16 protein-coding genes are annotated in these 21,494 nt (G+C 70.6%); 6 read left to right on the top strand and 10 right to left on the bottom strand.

Translation table 11 applies throughout. The features are described from left to right. Nucleotides 1-95 precede the first annotated feature (95 nt). The 3 genes from ACZ6ZI_RS12370 to ACZ6ZI_RS12360 are packed head-to-tail and all read left to right on the top strand — an operon-like array spanning nt 96 to nt 2,884. Nucleotides 96-878: an acylneuraminate cytidylyltransferase family protein gene (locus ACZ6ZI_RS12370; RefSeq protein ID WP_469519134.1), complete on the top strand. Its 783-nt coding sequence runs from the start codon at nt 96-98 to the stop codon at nt 876-878. A 6-nt stretch (nt 879-884) separates the two neighbouring features. Beyond that, on the top strand, nt 885-1,802 hold the full coding sequence (locus ACZ6ZI_RS12365) for an N-acetylneuraminate synthase family protein (protein ID WP_469519588.1): 918 nt from the start codon (nt 885-887) through the stop codon (nt 1,800-1,802). Beyond that, nucleotides 1,799-2,884, top strand: coding sequence for a hypothetical protein (locus tag ACZ6ZI_RS12360; RefSeq protein ID WP_469519131.1), 1,086 nt, complete (start codon nt 1,799-1,801; stop codon nt 2,882-2,884). Before ACZ6ZI_RS12365 ends, ACZ6ZI_RS12360 begins: the two co-directional genes overlap by 4 nt. On the opposite strand, the gene ACZ6ZI_RS12355 is transcribed toward ACZ6ZI_RS12360, so the two are convergent. After that, nucleotides 2,836-3,966 carry a PLL family lectin gene (locus ACZ6ZI_RS12355; RefSeq protein ID WP_469519129.1) on the bottom strand — a complete coding sequence of 377 codons (1,131 nt, stop codon included), beginning with the start codon at nt 3,964-3,966 and terminating at the stop codon, nt 2,836-2,838. The genes ACZ6ZI_RS12360 and ACZ6ZI_RS12355 overlap by 49 nt on opposite strands. A gap of 133 nt (nt 3,967-4,099) precedes the next feature. Between ACZ6ZI_RS12355 and ACZ6ZI_RS12350 the strand changes: the two genes are divergently transcribed. Continuing rightward, complete coding sequence (locus ACZ6ZI_RS12350; RefSeq protein ID WP_469519126.1) at nt 4,100-5,212, top strand: LCP family protein; 1,113 nt, start codon at nt 4,100-4,102, stop codon at nt 5,210-5,212. Nucleotides 5,213-5,305: 93 nt separating this feature from the next. On the opposite strand, the gene ACZ6ZI_RS12345 is transcribed toward ACZ6ZI_RS12350, so the two are convergent. The 6 genes from ACZ6ZI_RS12345 to ACZ6ZI_RS12320 all read right to left on the bottom strand — a co-directional run bounded on the left by ACZ6ZI_RS12345 (nt 5,306) and on the right by ACZ6ZI_RS12320 (nt 13,817). Next, nucleotides 5,306-6,802, bottom strand: a complete 1,497-nt coding sequence (locus tag ACZ6ZI_RS12345; protein ID WP_469519124.1) for an amino acid permease — start codon at nt 6,800-6,802, stop codon at nt 5,306-5,308. A gap of 115 nt (nt 6,803-6,917) precedes the next feature. Next, a complete protein-coding gene (gene dxs, locus ACZ6ZI_RS12340) occupies nt 6,918-8,834 on the bottom strand; it encodes a 1-deoxy-D-xylulose-5-phosphate synthase (RefSeq protein ID WP_363053042.1) in 1,917 nt (638 codons plus the stop codon). Between the two features lie 243 nt (nt 8,835-9,077). Continuing rightward, nucleotides 9,078-10,376: a sugar ABC transporter permease gene (locus ACZ6ZI_RS12335; protein WP_469519586.1), complete on the bottom strand. Its 1,299-nt coding sequence runs from the start codon at nt 10,374-10,376 to the stop codon at nt 9,078-9,080. A 26-nt stretch (nt 10,377-10,402) separates the two neighbouring features. Beyond that, nucleotides 10,403-11,191, bottom strand: coding sequence for an ATP-binding cassette domain-containing protein (locus ACZ6ZI_RS12330; protein ID WP_363052889.1), 789 nt, complete (start codon nt 11,189-11,191; stop codon nt 10,403-10,405). Between the two features lie 180 nt (nt 11,192-11,371). After that, nucleotides 11,372-12,484 carry a sugar ABC transporter substrate-binding protein gene (locus ACZ6ZI_RS12325; protein WP_363052887.1) on the bottom strand — a complete coding sequence of 371 codons (1,113 nt, stop codon included), beginning with the start codon at nt 12,482-12,484 and terminating at the stop codon, nt 11,372-11,374. Between the two features lie 118 nt (nt 12,485-12,602). Then, entirely contained in the window at nt 12,603-13,817 is a 1,215-nt protein-coding gene (locus tag ACZ6ZI_RS12320; RefSeq protein ID WP_469519117.1) for an ROK family transcriptional regulator, read from the bottom strand. 558 nt (nt 13,818-14,375) lie between these two features. On the opposite strand from ACZ6ZI_RS12320, the gene mgtA reads away from it, so the two are divergent. Then, the gene (gene mgtA / locus ACZ6ZI_RS12315; RefSeq protein ID WP_469519114.1) at nt 14,376-17,096 is read left to right on the top strand and encodes a magnesium-translocating P-type ATPase; all 2,721 of its coding nucleotides are present in this window, start codon (nt 14,376-14,378) and stop codon (nt 17,094-17,096) included. Between the two features lie 43 nt (nt 17,097-17,139). Beyond that, nucleotides 17,140-17,868 (top strand): MgtC/SapB family protein, encoded by a 729-nt coding sequence (locus ACZ6ZI_RS12310; RefSeq protein ID WP_469519111.1) that lies wholly within the window; start codon nt 17,140-17,142, stop codon nt 17,866-17,868. A 40-nt stretch (nt 17,869-17,908) separates the two neighbouring features. On the opposite strand, the gene ACZ6ZI_RS12305 is transcribed toward ACZ6ZI_RS12310, so the two are convergent. From ACZ6ZI_RS12305 to ngcE, 3 genes are read right to left on the bottom strand one after another with little or no spacing between them, the layout of a single operon-like run. Further along, nucleotides 17,909-18,835, bottom strand: coding sequence for a carbohydrate ABC transporter permease (locus ACZ6ZI_RS12305; RefSeq protein WP_469519108.1), 927 nt, complete (start codon nt 18,833-18,835; stop codon nt 17,909-17,911). A 12-nt stretch (nt 18,836-18,847) separates the two neighbouring features. Beyond that, nucleotides 18,848-19,792 (bottom strand): carbohydrate ABC transporter permease, encoded by a 945-nt coding sequence (locus ACZ6ZI_RS12300; protein WP_363052879.1) that lies wholly within the window; start codon nt 19,790-19,792, stop codon nt 18,848-18,850. Between the two features lie 38 nt (nt 19,793-19,830). Then, nucleotides 19,831-21,258: an N-acetylglucosamine/diacetylchitobiose ABC transporter substrate-binding protein gene (gene ngcE / locus ACZ6ZI_RS12295; RefSeq protein WP_469519106.1), complete on the bottom strand. Its 1,428-nt coding sequence runs from the start codon at nt 21,256-21,258 to the stop codon at nt 19,831-19,833. Nucleotides 21,259-21,494 lie beyond the last annotated feature (236 nt).

Below are 21,494 nucleotides of genomic sequence, written 5' to 3'. Positions count from 1 at the left end.
GCCGTCCGCGCCCGCGCCCCCCGGGGCGCCCGCCACCGGGCCGCCCGCCCGCGCACCACCCGCCCTGCCACCCTCGACACCCCGGGGAGAACCTCGTGAACGTCACCGCCGTCATACCCGCCCGGGGCGGCTCCAAGGGCATCCCCGGGAAGAACGTCGCCGAGGTGGGCGGGGTCCCCCTCGTCGCCCGCGCCGTCCGCGCCTGCCGGGACGCCGCCCACGTGACCCGGGTGGTGGTGTCCACCGACGACGGCGCCATCGCCGCCGCCGCCCGCGCCGCCGGCGCCGAGGTCGTCGAGCGCCCGGCCGAACTCGGCTCGGACCTGGCCTCCAGCGAGTCGGCGCTGGCGCACGCCCTGGACCGGCTGGAGGAGGGCCAGGCGCCCCCGGTGGACGTGCTGGTGTTCGTCCAGTGCACCAGCCCGTTCCTGACGGCCGAGGAGGTCGACGCCTGCGTCCTCGCCGTCGTGCGGGACGGCGCCGACTGCTCCTTCACCGCGGCGCCCTTCCACGGCTTCCTGTGGAGCGCCACGCCGGACGCCGGCCCCGGGCACCGGGCGGACGGCGTCAACCACGACAGCTCCTTCCGCCCGCGCCGCCAGGACCGTACGCCCGAGTACCTGGAGACGGGCTCCGTCTACGCCATGCGCGCCGACGGCTTCCGCGCGCACGGCCACCGCTTCTTCGGACGCGTCCAGCTCGTGCCCACGGCCCCCGAGCGGGCCATCGAGATCGACGAACCGGGCGACCTCGCCCGGGCCCGCGCCCTCGCCCCCCTGCTGGACGCCCCGCCCCCGGGCGGGGTGCCGGCGGCCCGGCAGAACCCGGCGGCCCCCTCCCCGCCGCGAACCCCGCAGTACCCCCGAAAGGAACTCTGAACAGTGGTGCACAGCAACCGGATCCGCCGCATCGGGAACCGTGAGGTCGGCCCCGGCCGGCCCACCTACGTGATCGGCGAGATCGGGATCAACCACAACGGCGACCTCGCATCCGCCCTCGCGCTGATCGACGCGGCCGCCGACGCGGGCTGTGACGCGGTGAAGTTCCAGAAGCGCACGCCCGAGATATGCACGCCGCGCGACCAGTGGGACATCGAACGCGACACCCCCTGGGGTCGGATGACCTACATCGACTACCGCCACCGCGTCGAGTTCGGCGAGACCGAATACCGCGCCGTCGACGCGCACTGCGCCGAACGCGGCATCGACTGGTTCGCCTCCCCCTGGGACACCGAGGCCGTCACCTTCCTGGAGAAGTTCGACGTGCCCACCCACAAGGTGGCCTCCGCCTCCCTGACGGACGACGAGCTGCTCCTCGCGCTGCGCGCCACCGGCAAGACGGTCATCCTGTCGACCGGCATGTCCACGCCGCAGCAGATCCGGCACGCCGTGGAGGTGCTGGGCAGCGAGAACACCGTCCTGCTGCACGCCACCTCGACGTACCCGGCGAAGGCGGAGGAGCTGAACCTGAGGGTGATCAACACCCTCCAGGAGGCCTACCCGAACGTGCCCATCGGCTACTCCGGCCACGAGACCGGCCTCCAGACCACACTGGCCGCCGTCGCCCTCGGCGCCACCTTCGTCGAACGGCACATCACCCTCGACCGGGCGATGTGGGGCTCCGACCAGGCCGCCTCCGTCGAGCCCGGCGGCCTCACCCGCCTCGTGCGCGACATCCGCACCATCGAGACCGCCCTCGGCGACGGCGTCAAGCGCGTCTACGACTCCGAACTCGCCCCGATGAGGAAGCTCCGCCGCGTCCCGGGCGTCCTCGCCGGCGAAGGCGTGACGGCCTCGGCATGACCGAAACCCTCGCCCTGGTGGAGAGCCCGGCTCAACTACTGAACGTCCTGGAGTGGGCCCACGTCCACCCGGGCGAGGCAGCGTCCCTCACCATCGCCGTCCTCCAGCCGACGGACCCGCGCTCCCGCGCGCAGGTCCGGCGGCTGTGCGCCTTCGCCTCCCGCGCCCGCCTGGTCTGGCGACGCTACGAGGTCCGCGCCGGCTACCTCGGGCGGGCGCACGAACTGGTGCGGCTCGGACGGGCGGTGGCGGGCGCGGACCGACTGGTGATCGGGGACCTGTTCTCCCGCACCATCCAACTGCTGCTGCCGCGCTCCAAGGCGCGCGAGGTCGTCGTGGTCGACGACGGCACCGCCACGACCGAACTCGTCAGCCTGCTCACCGAGGGCGCGCAGCTCACCCGGTGGCACCAGGGCGAGGCCAGGCCGGCCGCCAAGGGCGGGGCCGTGAACCGGTGGCTGGCCCGCGCCGAGCTGGACCGCGCGACCTTCTTCACCTGCATGCCCGTCACCGCCCCGCCGGGCACCGAGGTGCGGGCCAACGAGTACGCCTGGAGCCGGGAGACCTTCGGGCCGGTGCGCGTGCGGGCGGGGGCCGACCTCGCGGGCAGCTCCCTGGTGGAGACCGGGGTCGTCGACCAGGACCGGTACGTCGAGGCCATCGGCTGGATCGCCCGCGCCCGCTCGGCGCGCCGCTACCTGGCGCACCGCCGGGAGAGCCCGCCGAAGCTGGAACGCATCGCGGTCGCCACCGGCCTGGAGATCGTCCACCCGGAGCTGCCGCTCGAACTGACCGCGCTCACCGAGCCGATCGGGCAGACGGTGCTGACGTTCGCGTCCACCGTCGCCTACACCCTGCCGATCGTCCTCGCGGGCTCGCCCGTGCGCGTGGAGCTGTGCGAGCTCGACGAGGCGTGGATCACCCCCGACACGGCGGAGCGTTCGGTGGACTTCCTGCGCCGGATCTCCGCGCTGGCGGTGGCCCGGCACGGCCTGGCGAGCGTCCCGCCGCAGGGCCGGGGGCGGGCGTACCGTCAGCAGCGGTGCCAGGAGCCCAGCGACAGGGACGCGCTGTCCTTCTGACGGGTCACCAGCAGCTCGCCCCGGACCCCGATCGAGGCGACGACCACCCGCCCCAGGGCGTCCACGGCGAGGGCCGGCGCCTCCAGGCCCTCCTCGCCGATCTCGGTCCACCACAGCCCGGCGGCCTCGAGTTCCGTGGGGTACGCGGCCAGCGCGCAGCGCCCGTCGGCCGCGCGGTGGGCCAGCACCGTGCAGTCGTGGCCGTCGACGACGGTACGGACGGCGGCGAGCGCCCCCCGGCCGGCCGGGCCCCCGCCCAGGGCGAGGACGCCGGCCCCCTCGCGGTGGCCGAACACCCCGCTGCCGTCGGCCGCGTGCCAGAAGAGGGTGGTGCGGCCCGGCGCCGTCTCCACCAGGCACAGCGAGCCGTCCCGCGCCGGGTGGGGGACGTCCGCGCCCTTCGCCGGCGGGCCGCCGTCGCGTCCCTGCGCCCACAGGGAGACGCCCTTCTCGCCGGGCGCGGCGAGCAGGACGCGGCCCTCGGAGGTGGAGCCGGCGCAGCCCCCTTCGAAGGTCTTGCTGCCGTGCAGGTCCTGCCAGGCGACCCAGGCGCCCTTCGCGTCCTGGCGGCGTACGTGGAAGCCGCGCCCCGCGTTGCGGACGAACACGTACGGGGCTCCCCCGCCGTCGACCGCGACGCTCGGCGGGCCGCCCCGGTGGGACTGCTCGCGCCGCTGGTAGAGGGTGCCGAGGGATTCCCAGGGGCCCAGGGGTCGGCCGCTCTGGTACTGGACCGCGTGGTGGTAGGTGACGGTCTCGGTGTCCCCGTCGCGGGTGCGGCGCCGGCCGACGAAGTGGGCGTACCCGTCGAGTCCCTGACCCACCGCGAGGTCGGTCAGGCCGTCGGTGGGGAAGAGGTCGGGGCCGTCCCAGTCGGGGCCGCCGGGGCTCCGCTCGGTCCAGCGCAGCAGGCCGCCCTCGGCGCGGGCGTAGGCGCTGAGGCGACCGTCCTTGCCGGCGAGGAGCCAGCGTCCCGCCAGGGGGCCCGCGGCGGCGGGGTTGCGCTCGTGCGCAGGGGAGGTCCCCGGTCCGGAGGGTCGGGTCGGGGAGGTGCGCGTCCCGCTCTTCGATCGCGTGCCCATGGACCCCGGACAGTCCTTTCCCGTCGCCCTCAAAGAGAGAACGAGGATACCCCGGGGGCTTTCTGACGTGTTCCTGCCCTATGTTGTAGCCCGCGAGAATCCACACATCCGTTCGGAAGGCCGGTCCCCGGGCATGACAGCAGACACCAGCGCCACGACGAAGACGGTCGAGGACGCGGACCCGTCGCCGCGGCCGGACACCCCCCGCCCGCCCCGTTCGCGCGCCCGCCGGATCCGGCGGGGTCTGGCCTGGACGGCGGCCGGGCTGGTCCTCGTCGCGGCCGGCGGCGGCTGGTGGGCGTACGAGCACCTCAACGGCAACATCGACAGCGTCGACCTGGACCAGGCCATCGGCACGGACAACCGCCCCGCCAAGGTGGTCGCGGACGCGCAGAACATCCTGGTGCTCGGCTCCGACTCGCGGGCCGGCGCCAACGGCGACCTCGACCACGGCGACGTCAGCGGGGCCCGTTCCGACACGGCGATGCTGGTGCACATACCCAAGGGCCGGGCCCGGGCGACCGCGGTGAGCATCCCGCGCGACACCCTGATCACCCGGCCCGAGTGCAAGGACGCGGACGGCGAGACGGTCGCCGGGGCGCAGCGGGTGATGTTCAACTCCGTCTACGCGCTGGCCGGTCCGGCCTGCGTCGTCAAGACGGTGGAGCAGATGTCCGGCATCCGCGTGGACCACTTCGTCGAGGTGGACTTCGCCGGTTTCAAGGGGCTGGTGGACGCCCTCGGCGGGGTCACGGTCACCCTGGACAAGCCGATGAAGGGCTCGAAGGGCGGCCTCAAGCTGGACGCGGGCACGCACCGGCTGAACGGCACCGACTCGCTGAAGTTCGTCCGGACCCGCTACGGGTACGGCGACGGCAGCGATCTCGGGCGCATAGGCCTCCAGCAGCAGTTCATGCTGGCCATGCTGAGCGAGATCAAGAAGCAGGACGCCTTCGGCAACCCGGCCCGCCTCTACAAGCTCGCCGACGCCGCCACCAAGTCGCTGACCACCGACAAGGAGCTGGCCTCTCTGACGGCCCTGTCCGACTTCGCGCGGAGCGTGAAGGGCGTGGACCCGGGGACGATGGAGACCATCATGCTGCCGGTGGACTACGACAAGGTCGACCGCAACCGCGTGGTCGTGGCCGAGCCGCAGGCGACGCGGCTGTGGGAGGCCCTGCGCAACGACGAGAAGGTCCCGGCGTCGGCGAAGGACTCCCCCGCCAAGGCCCCCGCCAAGGGGTGAGCCCCGGCGCCCGACGCGGCAGGGCGCGGCGGGCCCGTACGGGAGGTGCTTCCCGCGGGGCCCGCCGCGCCCTGCCGGGCGGTCGGCGGGTGTTCAGAACTCCGCGTCCCGGCCGGTCTTGTGCAGGCGGCTGTTGCGGTAGCCGTAGGCGAAGTAGACGAGGAACCCGAGGGCCATCCAGATCGCGAACCGGATCCAGGTCTCGGCCGGCAGGTTGAGCATCAGCCAGAGCGAGGCGGCGATCGAGAGGATCGGGACCACGGGGACCCACGGGGTGCGGAAGGAACGGTGCAGGTCGGGGCGGGTCTTGCGCAGGACCATCACACCGAGGGCGACCACCACGAAGGCGAACAGGGTGCCGATGTTCACCAGTTCCGCGAGCTTCGCCAGGCTGGTGAACCCGGCGACGACCGCGATGACGCAGCCGAGCAGGAGGGTTGCCCGGTACGGGGTGCGGTACTTCGGGTGGGTGACGGAGAAGACGCGCGGCAGCAGTCCGTCACGGCTCATCGCGAAGAACACGCGGGTCTGACCGAGCAGCAGGATCATGCAGACCGTGATCAGACCGACGGACGCGCCCAGACTGATGGCACCGGCGAAGAACGGCTGGTTCACGGATTTGAAGGCCTCGGCGAGCGGTGCGGTCGGCGACATCTCCGAGTACTTCTGCATGCCGGTGACCACCAGCGTCACGGCGACGTAGAGCACCGTGCAGATGAGGAGCGAGCCGAGGATGCCGCGCGGCATGTCCCGCTGGGGGTTCTTGGTCTCCTCGGCCGCCGTGGCCACGACGTCGAAGCCGATGAAGGCGAAGAAGACGAGGGAGGCCGCGGTGAAGATGCCCATGACGCCGAAGTTGGTGGGCTCGTAGCCGAAGAGGAGTTGGACGAGCGGCGCGTGCAGGCCGCCGCCGGCCTCCTGCGGCTGGGCGGGCGGGATGAACGGACTGTAGTTGTCCGCCTTGATGAAGAACAGGCCCGCGATGATGACCAGCAGCACCACGGTGACCTTGATCGCGACGACCACCGCGGTGATCCGGGCCGAGAGCTTCGTGCCCACCACCAGGATCGCGGTCAGCACCAGGACCAGCAGGAAGGCCAGCAGGTCGAAGGTGCCGCCGCCATCGGGGCCGGACAGGGAGGCCGGCAGGTCCCAGCCGAGGTTGGTGTGCATGAGATGGCGTACGTAGCCGGACCAGCCGACCGCCACGACGGCGGTGCCGAGCGCGAACTCCAGCACCAGGTCCCAGCCGATGATCCAGGCGGGCAGCTCGCCGATCGAGGCGTACGAGAACGTGTAGGCCGAGCCGGCCACCGGGACGGTGGAGGCGAACTCGGCGTAGCAGAGCGCCGCGAGGGCGCAGACGATGCCCGCCGCCACGAAGGCCAGGGCGGTGGCCGGACCGGCGTTGTTCCGGGCGGCGATGCCCGTGAGGACGAAGATGCCGGTGCCGATGATGACGCCCACACCGAAGACCGTGAGGTCCCAGGCGGAGAGCGACTTGCGGAGCGCGTGTTCCGGCTCCTCCGTGTCGCGGATGGACTGCTCCACCGTTTTGGTGCGGAATGGGCTGTTCAGATCCTTGCTCACCGACGCCTCCGAGAGGTGACGACGCACGAACGGGCCGGGAGGCCCACCCTTCCAGGGTGATCTCCCGGCCCGTGACGTGCAACCGCGCGATCCGGCCGCCTCGGCGGCCCCTCGGCTAGTCGACGGTGGCGGCCTGCTCGCTCTCGTAGCGTCCGTCCAGCTTGGCGACGAGCCCGGTGACCTGGCGGGCGATGTCCGGGGCGGTCAGACCGATCTCGGCCATGATCTCCTTGCGGAGGGCGTGGTCGAGGAACCGCTGGGGGATGCCGAAGTCGCGCAGCGGGACATCGACGCCCGCGTCGCGCAGCGCCTGCGCGACGGCGGAACCGACGCCGCCCGCGCGGCCGTTGTCCTCGACGGTGACGACGACCCGGTGGCGGTCGGCCAGCGGGGCCAGGGCCTCGTCCACGGGCTTGACCCAGCGGGGGTCGACCACGGTCGAGGTGATGCCCTGCTTGTCGAGGAGGTCGGCGATCTCCAGGCACATCGGCGCGAGGGCGCCGACGGCGACGACGAGCACGTCCGGACGGGTGACCTCGGGGGCCGGGGCCCGCAGGACGTCCATGCCGCCGATGCGACCCACGGCCGGGACGGCCGGGCCGACGACGCCCTTGGAGAACCGCACGACGGTCGGGGCGTCCTTGACCTCGACGGCCTCGCGGAGCTGGGCGCGCAGCTGCTCGGCGTCGCGCGGGGCCGCCAGGCGCAGGCCGGGGACGACCTGGAGGATCGACATGTCCCACATGCCGTTGTGGGACGCGCCGTCGTCGCCGGTGACGCCCGCGCGGTCCAGGACGAAGGTGACGCCGCACTTGTGCAGGGCCACGTCCATCAGGACCTGGTCGAAGGCGCGGTTGAGGAAGGTGGCGTAGACGGCGAAGACCGGGTGGACGCCGCCCGTGGCCAGGCCGGCGGCCGAGGTGGCGCCGTGCTGCTCGGCGATGCCGACGTCGTAGATCCGGTCCGGGAAGGCCTCGGCGAACTTGTTGAGGCCGACCGGGTGGAGCATGGCGGCGGTGATGCCGACGACGTCCTCGCGGTCGTGGCCGAGCTTGACCATCTCGTCGGCGAAGACGGAGGTCCAGCTCGCGGCGGCCGTCTTCACCGGCAGGCCGGTGTCCGGGTGGATGACGCCGACCGCGTGGAAGCGGTCCGCCTCGTGCTCCAGGGCCGGGGTGTAGCCGCGGCCCTTCTGGGTGAGGCAGTGGACGATGACGGGGCCGCTGAAGCGCTTGGCGCGCTGGAGCGCGGACTCCAGGGCCTCGATGTCGTGGCCGTCGATGGGGCCGATGTACTTCAGGCCCAGGTCCTCGAACATGCCCTGCGGGGCGATGAAGTCCTTCAGGCCCTTCTTGGCGCCGTGCAGGGTCTCGAAGAGCGGCTTGCCGACGACCGGCGTGCGCTCCAGGAGCTCCTTGCCGCGGGCCAGGAAGCGCTCGTAGCCGTCCGTGGTGCGCAGGGTCGCGAGGTGGTTCGCGAGGCCGCCGATGGTGGGGCCGTACGAGCGCTCGTTGTCGTTGACGACGATGACCAGCGGGCGGTCCTTGGCGGCGGCGATGTTGTTCAGCGCCTCCCAGGCCATGCCACCGGTCAGGGCGCCGTCGCCGATGACGGCGGCGACGTGGTGGTCCTCGCGGCCGAGCACCTCGTTGGCCTTGGCGAGGCCGTCGGCCCAGCCGAGGACCGTGGAGGCGTGCGAGTTCTCGATCACGTCGTGCTCGGACTCGGCGCGCGAGGGGTAGCCCGAGAGGCCGCCCTTGGAGCGCAGGTTGCCGAAGTCCTGGCGGCCGGTGAGCAGCTTGTGGACGTAGGCCTGGTGGCCGGTGTCGAAGAGGACCTTGTCCTTGGGCGATTCGAAGACCCGGTGCAGGGCGATCGTCAGTTCGACCACGCCGAGGTTGGGGCCGAGGTGCCCGCCGGTCTTGGAGACGGCGTCGACGAGGAAGGACCTGATCTCGTCGGCGAGCTGGTCGAGCTCCTCGCGGCCGAGCCGGTCCAGATCGCGCGGTCCCTTGATGCGGGTCAGCAGCACCCGTGCCTCCTTGCAGTTGCTTGCTGGTCTGTCGAGTCTAATGTTCCGCTCGCGCGGGCCGTCATCGGGCGGTACCGCCAGGGTCACACCTTTGTCATACCTGTACACCCCGTCGCTCCGTCACACCTCTCATACGGGCGTATACCCGCACGGCTGTGCGCGCAGGTGTACGCACGGGTGCCCGGTGCCACACGGAGTGTGGCACCGGGCACCGTGACGGGTACGTCCAGGTGGGGCCGGGTGTCAGGCGCGCCCGGCCGACTTCTGGGTCTTGCGGGTGACCGAGTCGATGACGACCGTGGCGAGCAGCACCGCGCCCGTGATCATGTACTGGATCGGGGTCGCGATGCCCTCCAGGGCCAGACCGTACTGGATGGAGGTGATGACCATCACGCCGAGGAGGGCGTTCCAGGTCCGGCCCCGGCCGCCGAAGAGGCTGGTGCCGCCGATGACGGCCGCGGCGATGACGTTCATCAGCAGGTCGCCGGCGCCGGCGCTCTGGTTGGCCGCCGCGATCTTGGAGGCCCAGAAGAGGCCGCCGATGGCCGCGAAGGTGCCCGCGATCGAGAAGACCGCGATGCGGATCCCGGCCACGTTGATGCCGGCGCGGCGGGAGGCCTCGACGCTGCCGCCGAGGGCGAAGACGTTGCGGCCGAAGGTGGTGCGGCGCAGCAGGAAGTCGGTGCCGACCAGCGCGAGGATGAAGAGCACGACCGCGAGCGGCAGGCCCTTGTACTGGTTGAACACCACGGCCGGGCCGAAGGTGAAGACGGCCAGGACGCCGGTGCGCAGCAGGATCTCGGTGAGGGGCCGCGAGGGGACCCCGGCGGCCTCGCGGCGACGGTTGTCGAAGTAGGTGGCGAGGAAGTACGCCACCACGGCGACCGCCGCGAGCCCGTAGCCGGCGGCCACGTCGGAGAAGTAGTACGTGGTGAGCTTGCCGACCACGCCCTCGGAGTCGAGGTTGATGGTGCCGTTGCTGCCGAGGATCTGGAGCATGGCGCCGGACCAGAACAGCAGGCCCGACAGGGTGACGGCGAAGGCGGGGGCGCCGACCTTGGCGAAGAAGAAGCCGTGGATCGAGCCGATCAGCGCGCCGCCGGCGACGGCCGCGAGGATCGCGACCCATTCGTTCACGCCGTTGGTGACGGCGAGGACGGCGACGATCGCCCCGGAGACACCGCTGACGGAGCCGACCGACAGGTCGATCTCGCCGAGCAGGAGCACGAAGATGATGCCGACGGCCATCATGCCGGTGGCGACCATCGTGATCGCGATGTTGGTGAGGTTCTCCGGGGAGAGGAAGTTCGAGTTCAGCCCCTGGAAGATGCTCCAGATGACGATCAGGCCGAGGACGACCGGTACGGAGCCCAGGTCACCGGCCTTCAACTTGCGACGGAACTCGTTCAGGTAACCGGAGAGGCCCTGCTCGCGCACGAGCAGGCGGGGGTCGACCGCGGGGATCGCGTCGGCCGCGGCCGCCGGGTTGACCGGGTCGACGTGTCCGCGGTCGGCCGGCTCTCCGACGGGACCCTTGCCCAGCGGATCGACGACGGGGTCGTGGGTGCTCACTTGCGGGCCTCCCCGGTGCGGGCCGCCCGGCGGGTCACGGCGTTGTCCGTGGCCCCGGTGATGGCGGAGATGATCTCTTCCTGCGAGGTGTCGGCGACGCTGAAGACACCGTTGTTGCGGCCCAGCCGCAGGACCGCCACCTTGTCGGCGACGGCCTTGACGTCGGCCATGTTGTGGCTGATGAGGATCACGGCGTGACCGCGCTCGCGCAGCCGCTCCACGAGGTCGAGCACCTGTGCGGTCTGCTCGACGCCGAGGGCGGCGGTGGGCTCGTCGAGGATGACGAGCTTGGGCTCGCCCAGCATGGAGCGGGCGATCGCCACGGTCTGGCGCTGACCGCCGGAGAGCGAGGCGATGGGGATGCGGACGCTGGGGATCCGGATGGACAGGGTGGTCAGGAGTTCGCGGGCGCGGCGCTCCATCTCCACCTCGTCGAGGATGCCGAAGCGCTTGAGTTCGCGACCCAGGAAGAGGTTGCCGACGACGTCGATGTTGTCGCACAGCGCGAGGTCCTGGTAGACGGTCGCGATGCCCAGGTTCTGGGCGTCGTGGGGCTTGCCGATGGAGACCGGGCGGCCCTCCCACTCGATGACTCCGTCATCGATGGGGTGCACGCCGGCGATCGTCTTGACCAGCGTGGACTTGCCGGCGCCGTTGTCGCCGACCAGGGCGACCACCTCACCGGAGTGGATCTCGAGTTCTACGTCGGTCAGGGCCTGGACGGCGCCGAACCGCTTCGAGACCCCTCGCAACGCCAGCACGGGCGCAGCGGACACATGAACCATCTCCTTCGCCGCCTGACCGGCGGGGATGTCGTGCAAAAGAGCAGGAGCGGGGCGGATGGGGGGTACGAGCGAAAAGCGGGGAAACGATTCTGCCCGGCGCCCCGCGGGTGGCGGGGTGGAGAGGGCGGGGCGCCGGGCAGGGCAGGAGGGCCGGGTCCCCCGGAGGGGAGGCGGCGGGGCCTACTTCAGGCCGAGGGTGGCGCAGGCGGCCGCGTACTTGTCGGTGCAGATCTCCTCGACCTTGTAGACGCCGTCCTTGACGACGGTGTCCTTGATGTTGGCCTTGGTCAGGGAGACGACCGGGATCAGCACGGACGGGACGCCCTTGGTGGTCGGGCTGTCGACCTTGTTGTTGATGACGCCGTCGATCTTCTCGCCCTTGGCGAGGGCTACGGCCATCTCCGCGGCGGCCGCGGCCTCGGGGGCGTACGGCTTGTAGACGCTCATGAACTGCTCACCGGACACGATCCGCTGCACACCGGCGAGTTCGGCGTCCTGGCCCGTGACGGGGGGCAGGGGGGACAGGCCGGCCGCCTTGAGGGCGGTGATGATGCCGCCGGCCATGCCGTCGTTGGCGGAGTAGACGCCGATGACCTTGTCCTTGCCGAGCGCGGAAAGGGCGCCCGCCATGTTGGTGTTGGCGTTCTCCGGCTTCCACTCGACGGTGTCGTACTCCTTGCCGATGTTCACCTTGCCGTCGAGGACGGAGTGCGCGCCCTTCTTGAACAGGGCGGCGTTCGGGTCGGTGACCGAACCGTTCATCATGACGATCTGGCCGTCCTTGGCCTTGTCGCCCAGCGCCTCCAGCAGGGCCTTGCCCTGGACCTTGCCGACCTCTTCGTTGTCGAAGGAGGTGTAGGCGTCGATCGGGCCCTCGGCGAGGCGGTCGTAGGCGACGACCGGGATGCCCGCGTCCTTGGCCCGCTTGACCGCGCCCGCGATGGCCTTGGCGTCGACCGCGTCGAGGATCAGCACGTCCACCTTGTTGGTGATCATCGTGTCGACCTGGGAGTTCTGCGTGGTCGCGTCCTGCTTGGCGTTGGCGTAGACGACCTCGGCCTTGCCGCCGGTGAGGTCCGCGACCTTCTTCTCGATCAGCGGCTTGTCGAACTTCTCGTAGCGCGCGGTCTGGTTCTCCGGCAGGAGCAGACCGACCTTGATCGCGTCGCCCTTGGCCGCGCCCGATTCCTTCGGCTTGTCGCCCGCTTCCTTGGCACTGCCACAGGCGGCCAGCGAAACGGCCATGGCGCCGGCGGCGACGGCAACGGCGGCTCTACGCATACGCGTGTTCATGGGTTGAACCTCCCTGACGAGGCCGCAACACCGCGGCCGAGGTGGATGTGAGTCAACCCCGGCCGCGAGTTTGCCGTCAAGGAGTGAATCCTTAACGAGATGACAACGGTGCCATCCGTTATCTGTTTGAAGACATGACCGCGGGTGCCCGCACCCCAGACCCATTTTCCGCCAAAAGCGTTGAATCGCCCATCTCGCTCAGGACGAGGGCCAGCGCGCCGAGGACCTCGGCGCGGCTGCCCAACGACCCGGTGAGGACCGACAAACGGCGCGCCGCGCTGGGGATCGCGTACCTCCCCACCGATTCACGGATCGGAGCCAGGACCAGTTCACCGGCCTCGGCCAGGGAGCCGCCCAGGACCACCCTGCTCGGGTTCAGGAGGTTGCACAGGCTGGCCACCGCGCTGCCGATGTGGCGGCCCACGTCGGTCACCACCCGACGGCATCCGGGGTCCCCGTCGCGGGCCAGCTCGACCACCCGCTCCATGGTCAACTCCGGTCCGTGGCTGCCCTGGAGGAGGGGCAGGACGTAGCGGGCCGCGGCGAAGGTCTCCAGGCAGCCGCGGTTGCCGCAGCGGCAGACGGGACCCGATTCGTCCAGGGTGATGTGCCCGATCTCCCCGGCGGTGCCGCCCGGACCCCGGTAGATCTGACCGTTGATCACCAGGCCCGCGCCGACGCCGCTGGCGACCTTGATGTACGCGAGGTCCTTGACCCCGCGGCCGCTGCCCCACACCGACTCGCCCAGGGCCCCGAGGTTGGCGTCGTTGTCCACGTGGACGGGCACCCCGAGGCGGCGCGAGAGCTCCTCGCGGGGGTTGATCCCGGCCCAGCCCGGCAGGATGGCGGTGGAGCCGAGGGTCCCGGACTCCACGTCGATGGGACCGGGGACGCCGAGACCGACCCCGACGACCTTGTCCAGACTGACGCCGATGCCCTCGACCAGGCGTCCGACCAGCGCCTCCGCCCGGTCGAAGCCCTCCACCCAGGAGGCGTCCACGTCCAGCGGCTCGGACTCCTCGGCCAGCACCCGGTGGGCGAGGTTGCCGACGGCCACCCTCAGGTGGGTGTGGCCGAAGTCCACCCCGATGACGATGCCCGCGTCCCCGCTGAGGGAGACGCTGCGCGCCCGCCGACCCCCGGCGGAGGTGTCGGTGACCTCGACCGTCCCGCCCTCCTTGAGCTCACGGACGATGTTGGAGACCGTGGCCGCCGACAGTCCGGTGGTGCGGGCGATCTCCGCCTGCGTCAGCGATCCCGCGAGGCGTACGGCCCGCACGACCCGTTCGAGATTCGCGCGATGCAGTGACGACTGCGATCCGGGAGTCTGCACGACTCATCCACTCCTGCCCATAAGCGACGGCCGGCCGTCGCCCCCCGGCCGGGCGTCGCGGATGCGAGTTCCAGGACCCCGGCGTCTCTCCAACTTGTGAACCTTAAGTCGAGCCTTTGCCCCTCCCGACGTCAAGAGGCTGACACGGCACGAACCGGACACGTCCGACCAAAAGTATGAACAACGGCGCTCCGAGATCGTGCTACGGTCGCTGAGGCGCCGGTCATCTGCGACTTTTCCGGTCGGATCGGGCGCCCGCCATGACAGCGCTACGCAAGGAGGTGTTCGGGATGAGTCCCGACCGAAGTCCTCGCAGCGCTCACGTCCGCTGACCCTTCCGGGCCGGCCGACCTTCCGCGCGTACGTGCGGCACCGCCTTTCGCCGCTCCGTGCATCTTTTCATTCCTCGCGCATGCCCCGCATTTCGTGCCGGGCACGCGCCACCCATGCCCCTCGGCTCGGCCGTGGCCCCTCGCGCCACGCCGCGCCGCACCATGACCACTCCACGTGACCGCGCGGCCGCGCGCCGCTCCGGCACCGTGGAGGGAGGGATTCGTCATGACCATGCTCACCCCCCGTACCCCGACCAAGCTCGCGCCGCCGGGCCGCACCCGCCGCGAGCGCAGGGCCGCCGAACTGGAGGCCGGGACCCGCCGGGTCGCCGAGCGCCTCGCGGCCGTCGCCGCCCGCCCCGTCGTGCGGGTGCTCCAGGACGTCGACTCCTCGCGCGAGGGCCTCACCCACGCCGAGGCCGCGCTGCGCCTGGAGCTCCACGGTCCGAACGCCGTCGACCGCGAGCGCGCGCCGCGCTGGTTCGTCCAGCTCGCCAAGGCGTACTGCAACCCCTTCATCGGCGTCCTGGTCTTCCTGGCGGCCGTGATGTTCTGGCAGGACCCCGCCGATCCGGGCGTCGTCATCCTGGGCGTGATGGTCGGGGTCAGCGGTCTGCTGCGGTTCTGGCAGGAGTACCGCTCGGGCCGCGCCGCCGACGCGCTGCAACGGCTCGTCACCACCACCTGCGCGGTCCAGCGGCGGGTCGGCAGCGGCGCGGCGCCCACCACCTTCGAGGTGCCGATGGACCGGGTGGTGCCGGGCGACGTGGTGAGGCTCGCGGCGGGCGACATCGTCCCGGCCGACCTGCGGCTCGTCACCGCCAAGGACCTGATGGTCGCTCAGGCCGCGCTGTCGGGCGAGTCGTTGCCGGTCGCCAAGGCCGACACCCGGCCGGACGACCTCGGGCGGGAGGGCTCCGGCGACCCCGTCGAGGCCGACAACCTCTGCCTGATGGGCACCTCGGTCACCTCCGGCACGGCGACCGGCGTCGTCGTGGCCACGGGCGCCGACACCTGGTTCGGTTCCATGGCCGGCTCGCTCGTCGGCGAGCGCCCGCAGACCAACTTCGACAACGGCGTGCGCCGGGTCAGCTTCCTGCTGATCCGCTTCATGCTGGTCATGGTCCCGGTGGTCTTCATGGTCAACGGGTTCACCAAAGGCGACTGGAACGAAGCATTCCTCTTCGGTGTCGCGGTGGCGGTCGGCCTGACCCCCGAGATGCTGCCCATGGTCGTCTCCGCCAACCTGGCGCGCGGAGCCGTGGCCATGTCCCGGCGGAAGGTCGTCGTCAAGCGGCTCAACGCGATCCAGAACCTGGGCGCGATGGACGTGCTGTGCACCGACAAGACCGGCACCCTGACCGAGGACCGCATCGTCCTGGACCGCTACCTCGACGTGCACGGCGCCGAGGACGGCGAGGTCCTGGAGTACGGCTACCTCAACGCCCACTTCCAGACGGGCCTGCGCAACCTGATGGACCGGGCGGTCATCGACCGCGTGGACGAGGCCGAGGAGGTTGTCGTCGACGCACGGTTCTCGATGGTCGACGAGATCCCCTTCGACTTCGCCCGACGCCGCATGTCCGTGGTCCTGTCCCGCAACGCCCTCGCCGCCGGCGCCGGCCCCGCCGAGCACGTCGTGATCACCAAGGGCGCGGTGGAGGAGGTCCTCGCCCTCTGCACCCACCTGCGCGACCGCGGCGAGACGGTGGAACTCGACGAGCGGCTGCGCGACCGCGTCACCCGTGTCGCCGAGGACCACAACCGCCAGGGCCTGCGCGTCCTGGCCGTCGCCACGCGCACCGTCGACGCCCCGCGCGACACCTACACCGTCGCCGACGAGGACGGCCTGACCCTGGTCGGCTTCCTGGCCTTCCTCGACCCGCCGAAGGCCTCCGCCGCCGCGGCCCTGCGCGGCCTCGCCGACAAGGGCATCACGGTCAAGGTGGTCACCGGCGACAACGAGCTGGTCGCCGCGCGCGTCTGCGCCGACGTCGGCATCGAGGTCGGCCACGTGGTCTCGGGCGGCGAGGTCGACGGCCTCGACGACACGGCGCTGCGCGAGCTGGCCGCGCGTACGAGCGTCTTCGCCAAGGTCAACCCGGTCCAGAAGGCCCGGATCGTACGGGCCCTCCAAGCCGAGGGGCACACCGTCGGCTTCCTCGGGGACGGCATCAACGACGCGGCCGCGCTGCGCGACGCCGACGTCGGCGTCTCCGTGGACACCGCCGTGGACATCGCCAAGGAGTCGGCGGACATCATCCTGCTGGAGAAGGACCTCACCGTCCTGGAGCAGGGCGTCGTCCAGGGCCGCACCACCTTCGGCAACACCATCAAGTACATCAAGATGACGGCGTCCTCGAACTTCGGCAACGTCTTCTCGGTCCTGGTGGCGAGCGCGTTCATCCCCTTCCAGCCGATGCTCGCGATCATGCTCCTGGTGCAGAACCTCGTCTACGACATCTCCCAGCTCGCCACCCCCTGGGACCGCATGGACGAGGAGTACCTGCGCAAGCCGCGCAACTGGGACGCCAAGGGCATCCTCCGCTTCATGGTCACCATCGGCCCGATCAGCTCGATCTTCGACATCGCCATGTTCGCGATCATGTGGAACGTGTTCGCCGCGAACAGCGAGTCGCACCAGGCGCTCTTCCAGTCCGGCTGGTTCGTCGAGGGACTGCTCTCGCAGACCCTGATCGTCCACATGATCCGCACCCGGAAGATCCCCTTCGTCCAGTCCCGCGCCTCCTGGCCGGTCATGGTGATGACCGTCCTCGCGGTGCTGACGGGGCTGTGGCTGCCGTTCTCGCCGCTGGCCCCCTCGCTGGGCTTCGTGGCCCTGCCCGCCTCCTACTTCCCGTGGCTGGTCGGCGTGCTGCTCGCGTACTGCACGCTCACGCAGTTCGTGAAGACCCGGTACATCCGCCGCTTCGGCACCTGGCTGTAGCCGGAACGGACACCGCGCCGGGAGGCGGGGAAGGAGGACGGCGATGAGCACGATCATCAGTGAAGGACAGATGGCCGCGCACCTGGCCGCCGCGCTCGGCTTCGGCTCGATCGTCGGCCTGGAGCGGCAGTGGCGGGCCCGAATGGCGGGCCTGCGGACGAACGCCCTGGTCGCGGGCGGGGCGGCACTGTTCGTGCTGCTCTCGCAGTACGGCTTCCTGAGCACGGTCTCGGAGGTCGGGTACGACGGCTCGCGGGTCGCGGCGCAGATCGTCTCCGGGATCGGCTTCCTCGGCGCCGGGGTCATCATGCGGGACGGGCTCGGCATCCAGGGCCTGAACACGGCCGCCACCCTGTGGTGCTCGGCGGCCGTGGGCTGCCTGGCCGGGGTGGGCCTGTTCGTCCTGGCGGCCTGCGGCACGGCGGGCGTCGTCGGGGCCAACCTGCTGCTGCGCCCGCTGGGCCGGCGGCTGGACCGGGCGCCGCGCGGCGGGGCCGAGGTCGCCCGTGACTACCACTTCGAGGCGGTCTGCCCCGAGGCGGAGGAGGCCCACCTCCGCCGCCGCGTGGTCGACGCGCTGGGCCGGCCGGGCTGCCGACTGCGGGAGATCCGCAGTGTCGACGGCCCGGCCCCGGGACTGGTGACGGTCTCGGCGCTGCTGACCGCCGAGGGCGAGGAGGGTCGCGCGTTGGAGGAGGCGGTGGGCAACCTCTCGCTCGACCCGTCGGTCTCGGCGGTCGGCTGGTCGGTGGTCCCCGACGGCGCCCGCTGACGGCGCGCCCCGCCGACGCGGGGCGCCGCCGCCGGGCGCGCTACTTGAGGGTGGCGGAGGTCAGTCCGGCCTGGATCTGGCGTTGGAAGGAGAGGTAGACCACCAGCATGGGGATCATCGCGATGGTCACGCCGGCGAACAGCACCGGCAGGTCCGTCTCGTAGCCCATCTGGTACTGGAGTTGGATCAGGCCCTGGGTGAGCATGTAGCGCTCGGGGTCCGATCCGCTCTGGGGCTGCATCAGCACGGAGGGCAGGATGTACTGGTTCCACTGGCCCAGGACATTGAATATCCCCACGCTGATCAGGCCGGGCTTGGCCATCGGCAGCATCACCTGGAAGAAGATCCGGGTGTCGGAGGCCCCGTCGATCACCGCCGCCTCGTGCACCGCCGTCGGCAGGGTGCGGAAGAAGGAGTGCATGAAGAAGACGGTGAAGGGCATCGAGTAGGCGACGTAGACCAGGATCAGCCCCTGGTACGTGTTCAGCATGTCCAGGCGCTTGACCATGAAGAACAGCGGGACGAGCGCCAGGAACACGGGGAACATCGCCCCGCTGACGAAGAAGTAGTAGACGATCCGGTTCCCCCGGAAGGGGTAGCGGGCCAGGACGTACGCCGCCATCGAGCCCAGCAGCATGGTCAGCGGCACGGAGAAGGCCAGCACGATCAGCGTGTGGCCGAAATAGCCGCCGATGCCCTTGTCCCAGGCCCGGGCGAAGGCGTCGAAGTGCCAGTTGGAGGGCCAGCTGAGGGCCGAGCCTCCGATCTGCGAGTCGGTCTTGAAGGAGCCGAGCGCCAACCAGATCAGGGGCAGGACGATCAGTATGGCCCACAGGGCGAGGAAGCCGTGGGAGAAGACGTTGAGCACCACGCCCTCGGAGCCGGTCTTCCGGTCCCCCTTCGGCCTGCCGCCGCCGCCCGACTTCTCGGCGGCGGACTCGCCGGGTGCCTTGATGACTGTGGTCACGGTGTCTCCCGCTCAGAACTCGATGCGCTCGCGGCGGGTGGCGCGCAGCGTGATGACGGAGAGGATCATCGTCAGGACCAGCATTACGACGCCCATGGCGCACGCGTAGCCGCTCTTGCCGAAGTACAGGAAGTTGCGCATCAGGACGGTGGCCATGACCTCGCTGTGGTGGTCGGGGCCGCCGCCGAACTGGCCGGAGGTCATGGTCGACACCAGGACGAACATGTCCATCGCGGCGATGCCCAGGTAGACCGCCGAGGTCTGTACGGAGTCCCAGAGCAGGGGCAGCGTGACCTTGACGAAGGTCTGGGCGCGGCCGGCGCCGTCGAGCAGGGCGGCCTCGTAGATGTCCTTGGGCACGGACTGCATGGCGGCCGAGAAGAGGACCAGGTAGAAGCCGACGCCGTGCCAGACCACCACGAGCAGCAGGCACCACAGGACCAGGTTGGGCTGGTTGAGCCATTCGACGGGACGGGCCGGGTCGACGAGGCCGATTTTGGCGAGGAACCCGTTCAGCAGGCCGCCTGCGTCACTGCGGTACACGGCGCCGAAGAGGACGGCGAGGATGGCGAGGGAGAGGACCTGCGGGAAGAAGTAGACGATCTTGTAGACGGCCGATCCGCGGACGCCGCGCACCCCGCCGGCCCCGCTGCGCCCTCCCGCGTTCACCATGAAGGCGAAGAAGAGGGCGAGCAGGATGGTGATCGTCGGGACGAACACCAGGAGCAGCAGGTTGTGCCACAGGGCGCCGCGGAAGACCTCGTCCTTCATCAGGGCCGAGTAGTTCTCCAGGCCGACGAAGTCGAACGTCGGCGACTGGCCCGACCAGTTGGTGAAGGAGTAGCCGAACGTCTGAACGTACGGCCAGATGACGAAAGTCAGATACAGGGCGAGCGGCAGGATGAGGAAGCCGGCGATGAAGCCGGTCCGTCCCCTGCCCCTGGCTACTTGGCTCATGGTGTCCGTCCCTGATGACGCTGCCGGTGGACGTGGGGTCAGCTGCGGTGGTTGTTCTTGGCGTTGGGGTCCTTGGCAGCCTTGTCTACCGCAGCCTGTGCCCGCTTGATCCACTCCTTTGGCTGGATCCGCTGGGCCATCAGCTCATTGGACGCGTTCTGGATCTCGGTGTCCATCTCGCTGTACCAGTCGGGGTAGAGGTAGTTGAAGGTGTTCTCCCCGGCCGTCTTGACGGCGGCCACGGCCGACTGGGTGCCCGGGCGGAGCTTGACGCTCGGGTCCACGCCGTCCTTGACGACGGTGAGCGAGTTGGCCTGCTGGGCGAAGATCGTCGACCATTCGCGGGAGAGCATGGAGCGCAGGAACTCCAGGCCGCCGGCCTTGTTGGCGGCCTTCTCCGGGACGATGAAGGGCTCGTTGGCGCCGGCGCGGATGGCGGTGAAGGGCAGCTTGCTGTCGGCGAGGACCGGCACCGGCAGGAACTTCATGTCGAAGTCGTCGGGGGTCTGCTTGAGCTGCTCGTTCTCCAGCCAGGAGCCGGAGGGGATGAAGGCCGCCCGGTACTGGTTCCAGGCGGTCTGGGACTCCGTGTGGGTGAGGCCGTTGGTGCCGGGCATGAGGTAGCCCTTCTCCACCACCTCGTAGACCGCCTCGACGGCGGCCAGGGCGGCCGCGTTGCCCTCGAAGGCGTTCGGCTCCAGGTTGTCGATGGCCTTCATGGCCTCCAGACCGCCCTTCTTGGCGATCAGGTCCATGATCACGACGTTGATGTAGTACGGGTACTTCCCCTGGTGGGCCAGGCCGCCGATGCCGGCCTCCTTGGCCTTGGCGCACACGGCCAGGAACTCGTCCCAGGTCTTGGGCTCGGTCCAGCCCTTCTCCTTGAAGAGCTTGCCGGAGTACCAGAGGCCGAACACGGTGTAGACGTAGTTCAGGGAGACGAACTTGCCTCCCTGGGTGCCCTGTTCGACGGTGCCCGCGATGAGGGTGTCGCGCACCTTCTTGGTCGGGTCGTCGAGCGAGGGGGCGTCGAGCACGACGGTGAGGTCGGCCAGCTGGCCGCCCTTGGCGAGTACGTCGACCTTGATCTGCTGGGCGCCGGAGTCGTCGACGACGTCCGGCGGGTTGCCGCCGTTGAAGCGGGGCTGGAGCTTGGCGGCGATCTCCTGGGTGCCGAGGTGGGAGCTGGTGGTGCCCCACTTCTTGTCGAAGGCGGCCTCCCAGGCCTTGGCGTAGTCGTCGCCGAAACCGCCCTTGAAGACGACCACGTCGAGTTTGCCGCCCTTGGCGACGCCGAACGGGTTCTCCTTGGACACGAGCCCCTTGTCCGGGCCCTTCGTGGAGGTGTCCTCGCCGCCGGAGGCGCAGGCCGACAGGAAGCTCATCGTCGGCACGGCGATCAGTCCGAGCGCCGCGGAACGCTTGATCAGATCACGGCGGCCGAGGCCCTCACCAGTGGATCCCATGCTCATGTCCTCGCCTTCGTCAGAAGTGTGAAGGAGGCCGGAAATCACGGCAGTTGCTGCCCAGGAGGGCATCATCGCAGGTCACCGCCATCCCCCGGTCCGGGCCCGCTCGTCGCGCGGTGGCCCCGGACGGGCACAGGTATAGTCCACTTCCGCTCGCCGGAGCAAGATCGTGCACAAGGATCGTTCCCGGCTTTTCCGAGTTGAGACCTGTCCGTCATCTGAGACCTCGCCGC

The sequence above is a fragment of the Streptomyces sp. NPDC103540 genome (assembly GCF_055584445.1).
This window is presented reverse-complemented; position numbering and strand designations above follow the sequence as displayed.